Origin of the sequence: Gilliamella sp. Nev6-6, assembly GCF_001690605.1 — a bacterium.
Taxonomy (GTDB): Bacteria; Pseudomonadota; Gammaproteobacteria; order Enterobacterales; family Orbaceae; genus Gilliamella; species Gilliamella apicola_C.
The window spans coordinates 1-3,962 of the sequence record NZ_LZHP01000009.1 but is presented as its reverse complement, the minus strand read 5'-3'; the positions used below and the strand labels follow the sequence as shown (position 1 = coordinate 3,962).

Sequence of the window (3,962 nt, the reverse complement as noted above, 5' to 3'; positions counted from 1 at the left end):
GTCACTCATAAAATCCATTGACCAACATTCACCTTGTTTATTGGGAGCCAATAACTTTTCTGGCTCCCGAGGTGGAATTCGTTGTTTTCGTTTTGTTTTAAGATTCAGTTTTAACTCACAATACACTCGATAAACACGTTTATGATTCCATTTATAGCCGAGCTTTCTGATACGATTAAAACATTTAGGAAAGCCCCAGCGTAAATGCCGGTCTGTGACAGCATTCAACACCGAAATAATCACCGAGTCATCCTGCAACTTAGGTTGATAATAGTAAGCACAACGGCTTAAGCCAACAATGGCACAACTCATAGCAATAGTAACCGAATGATTTTGTTGTAGTTGCTGTGCCCACGTTTTACGTGCCTTTGTGGGCACTAAAGCTTTTTTATGATTTGTTCCTGATGCTGTGATTTTAAACTTAGCTCAGCAAACATCTGTTTAAGCTTACGGTTTTCGGCCTCAAGCTCCTTTAAGCGTTTAATATCCGACGTTTCCATACCGTCCTATTTTTCCCGTCATTTATAAAAAGTTGAATTACCCATGCCATATGTACGGCACAACTCTTTAACGGGTACACCTACCTCTGCTTCTTTTAAAATAGCTACGATTTGGTGTTCAGTCATTTTTTTCATAATTAAATCCCCTTTTCTTTTATCATAGAGAATTTTCTACTTTTTTGCTGTACTATTTTAGGGGATAGTTACATCTTTAGAAAGGAATTCTCAGTGAAGGGCTATAAATAATAATCTCTGTTGCCTTTTTTTTATCCTGCAAACTATAATTTAAAGCATACTCTTGTTGTACATAACCTTTGTACATTTCTATGATGTTTTCGTTATTATCATAAGAAACGATCCAGTTAAAATCCACAGAATCTAAAATATTTCTAATTTTTATATGATCATCATGTTGGTAAAAATTTCGATACAATCCTTGTCCTTTAACATAGTAGGGGGGATCCAAATAAACAATATCTTTAAATGTGATATTATTGTTTATTTCTAATAACCATTCTGCTGCATCTTTATTATGTATATGAATTCTATTGGAAACATCACCAATTTTTTTTATTTTTTTTATTAAGTTATGTTTATTAAATCTTGCATCTATTTTGTAATTTCCTTGCTGTTTTAGCCCTCCAATAACACCACCTTTCAATATTCCTGAGCGATTTGTACGATTTAGGAAAAATGTGGCAAATCCTAATTGAGTCATTGAGTAATTAAGTGGATCATTTAATATTTTCTTTTGTTTATGCCACTCATCAATAGACACTTCTGTATCATTTACTAATTGAATGAAAGCATCTGTATTTTCTGTTATTGATTTCCAAAAAGAATAAATTGCTAAATCTGCATCATTAATGTGAATATTTTTACAATAATCACTAAAAAGAAGTTTCAATGCAACGCCTGCACCACCAGCATAAACTTCATAATAATCGCCACCAGTAATTTGATTTGATTTGATTATGGACTCAATGTGAGGAGCAAATTTTGCTTTTCCTCCAGGATATCTTAGTGGTGAACTGTTATTTGTCATAAATGCTTTAGTTTATTGTTTAAATGACCATAATATATTAAAAATAATATTATGGCCACATCAAAGATAGAGTCAATTCTTATTTTCGCACATCAAAATGAGTGGTTCTGTAATCAACCAAACAGCTCTCAACATTTCTTTATCGGGTAAAATAAATTCGCCATGAGCATATCGATTTAAAGATTCTAGACTATTCCAATTTGTGCTTTGATTATCAATGAATTTTTTTAAATCATACAAATATGCTTTATTACTAAACCAACTATCTCTTTTAGTTAAGGCATTTAAATTATCAGAAAGATTTTTAGTTCTTCCATTTTGATTAATACATTGATTTCTAGAGTTATGTATTTCAAATGTTCTCACAACAGCCAATTCTAATATTGTCCTTAACAATAATGCACTTGCATTTTTATGCATATCAATAATTATACCTTGAGCCTCCTCAATAAGAATATCTAATTTTTGTGATCCTGTATGGTAAGTCTTATTTTTAGGTATTAACATTTCGGGAGATTTTCTTTTCTTTTTTTCTTTTTTGTTAATAGGAGGTTCGTCTACATTTTGAGTATTCTCTGGCCCAAAATCAACCGCACCATTATCTTCAATATCATCAGGTATTGAATTGTAAATTTTATTAATATATTCCTCAATTTTTTCAACTTTATTCAGTTTTCTTGAGTCTATTTTTTTATCAATTATATCTCGAACAAAGTAGCTTATAAGATAATTAAATTTATTTTTGGATATTTGGGTTTGTAATTTTCCATCATTAATTTTAAAACCAGTTATTTGTTTAAATAAATTAGTATTAACCAATCTAGATAAATTAGTTAGGCTAAAATTAGTATTTAGAGCTTTTTCTTCTATATCAGTTGGCAAACCTAATTCGGTAAAATATCGATTTAAGTAGTATTCTTGCACAGAATCTTGAATCTCAGAGGGTTTCACATTAAATCTAGCAGCAATTTCTTCTATTGATTCCCCACTAGTTGCGCCAGCGCCAACAATAAAATTGTTTTTTTGCTGACGGTTCCATTGTAATTTTCCTTCTGCATGTAATTCAAATAACACATTTTGAGCATCAATCCTAGATGGTGCAACATATACTTCAACTTTATCTATAAGATCATTTCCTAATTTATTTTTTAATTTCTCAAACTTTCTTGTCAATTTAACAGATGGGGCTTGTGATGGGTTTAGTAAACATTTTAAAGCTGATATTCTTCGATTACCTTCAATAACAACATAAGAATCATTCTCTTTTGTTACATATATTGGTTCATGATTGATAAAGCCTTTACCTACTATCTTTTCAGCTAATTTTTCTATATCTTCATGTTCAAATAAATAAGAAAGAATATCTTTAGTTGTTTTTGTTGGTATGTAATATGGAATTCTGGGATTATTTTTATCTAGTTTCAGATTTGAAATAGATAGGGACAACCTTGCCCAAGACGAATAATCTATTCTAGCCATAAATATTCATTCCTTAATTTGTTGTTACTTTATATAGAAAATTATCATATTCTTTAATGATAGACTCAATACCATGTATAACCAAACATTTTCTTAAACATACCTCAAATATTTTTTAAACAATAATTCGCCTTAAAAAACAACTATACTAAGATAAAACCTAGCAAACAAAAAAACTAAAAAAGTAGCACCAAAAAATATAGGGATTGTATATTTGAATACTGGTTTAGGTGCAAACTTTAGCAGTAGAAAACTAATTAATAGGATAATAATTCAAATAAACTTTTTTAGCCATCCCCATGCCCTAAATCCATAGAAGTGAGGGCTAGGGCTTCTTTTTCAGTATAACCTTGTTTGATGTAGTGTTGAGTCATATCCTGAGCAAAGGCATATCTTAGACTATGGTGAAATTTTGCCTGTTAAGCCTATAGTGCTTTTTTGATTACGCCAATAGGTCATGGCTTGTTTTAGATTAGGTTTGGACAGGCTACACTAATTAGTACCAGTTTAATAAGGTCATTGTTATGATAACCAAAAAACAAAAGGAACCAACAATGACAAATCTCATTTCAAGAAGAGAAAAACGCAGTTTTAGTAATGAATTTAAAAAACAGAGGGTAATGTTATACCAAAATGGCAAAAAACGAGCGGATATTGTCACCGAATACGACCTGACTAAATCCGCATTAGATAAGTGGATAAAGCAATATCAAACTATTGGTGAGTTTACAGCTCAAGCTAATCGTAGTACTCAAGAAAATGAGCTCATAACCCTACGTAAAGAGAATAAGCGATTGTTAATGGAGAATGACATCCTAAAGCAAGCGGCGTTGATAATAGAACGAAAATCAAATTAATCACCGAGAATCAACATCGATATAGCTTACGTGCGTTATGTCGATGTTTACAAGTGTCAAGAAATCGATTTTATTATCAAC

Annotated in this window: 6 protein-coding genes and 1 pseudogene; 1 reads left to right on the top strand and 6 read right to left on the bottom strand. The window is 31.0% G+C overall.

All coding sequences use genetic code 11. The features are described 5' to 3' along the window. The 6 genes and pseudogenes from A9G42_RS00835 to A9G42_RS14590 all read right to left on the bottom strand — a co-directional run. The coding region (locus A9G42_RS00835; RefSeq protein ID WP_143426068.1) for an IS3 family transposase at positions 1 to 378 on the bottom strand (378 nt) is incomplete at its 3' end. Then, the gene (locus A9G42_RS14195) at positions 378 to 500 is read right to left on the bottom strand and encodes a hypothetical protein (protein WP_255309190.1); all 123 of its coding nucleotides are present in this window, start codon (positions 498 to 500) and stop codon (positions 378 to 380) included. The genes A9G42_RS14195 and A9G42_RS00835, both read right to left, overlap by 1 nt. Positions 501 to 518: 18 nt before the next feature. Beyond that, complete coding sequence (locus A9G42_RS14525; protein ID WP_141674760.1) at positions 519 to 635, bottom strand: transposase; 117 nt, start codon at positions 633 to 635, stop codon at positions 519 to 521. 76 nt (positions 636 to 711) lie between these two features. Further along, positions 712 to 1,545 (bottom strand): DNA adenine methylase, encoded by an 834-nt coding sequence (locus tag A9G42_RS00825; RefSeq protein ID WP_065652361.1) that lies wholly within the window; start codon positions 1,543 to 1,545, stop codon positions 712 to 714. 72 nt (positions 1,546 to 1,617) lie between these two features. Next, a complete protein-coding gene (locus A9G42_RS00820; RefSeq protein ID WP_065652360.1) occupies positions 1,618 to 3,024 on the bottom strand; it encodes a ParB N-terminal domain-containing protein in 1,407 nt (468 codons plus the stop codon). Between the two features lie 287 nt (positions 3,025 to 3,311). Continuing rightward, a pseudogene (locus tag A9G42_RS14590) lies at positions 3,312 to 3,510 on the bottom strand (integrase domain-containing protein); the annotation flags it as partial. A 68-nt stretch (positions 3,511 to 3,578) separates the two neighbouring features. Between A9G42_RS14590 and A9G42_RS00815 the strand changes: the two are divergent. Beyond that, entirely contained in the window at positions 3,579 to 3,881 is a 303-nt protein-coding gene (locus A9G42_RS00815; protein ID WP_179854576.1) for a transposase, read from the top strand. Positions 3,882 to 3,962 lie beyond the last annotated feature (81 nt).

What these genes read in the sequence shown, in the direction of transcription:
- A9G42_RS00815 (WP_179854576.1), top strand. Translation starts at nt 3,579, where the DNA reads ATGACAAATCTCATTTCAAGAAGAGAAAAACGCAGTTTTAGTAATGAA.
- A9G42_RS00825 (WP_065652361.1), bottom strand. Translation starts at nt 1,545, where the DNA reads ATGACAAATAACAGTTCACCACTAAGATATCCTGGAGGAAAAGCAAAA.
- A9G42_RS00820 (WP_065652360.1), bottom strand. Translation starts at nt 3,024, where the DNA reads ATGGCTAGAATAGATTATTCGTCTTGGGCAAGGTTGTCCCTATCTATT.
- A9G42_RS14525 (WP_141674760.1), bottom strand. Translation starts at nt 635, where the DNA reads ATGAAAAAAATGACTGAACACCAAATCGTAGCTATTTTAAAAGAAGCA.
- A9G42_RS14195 (WP_255309190.1), bottom strand. Translation starts at nt 500, where the DNA reads ATGGAAACGTCGGATATTAAACGCTTAAAGGAGCTTGAGGCCGAAAAC.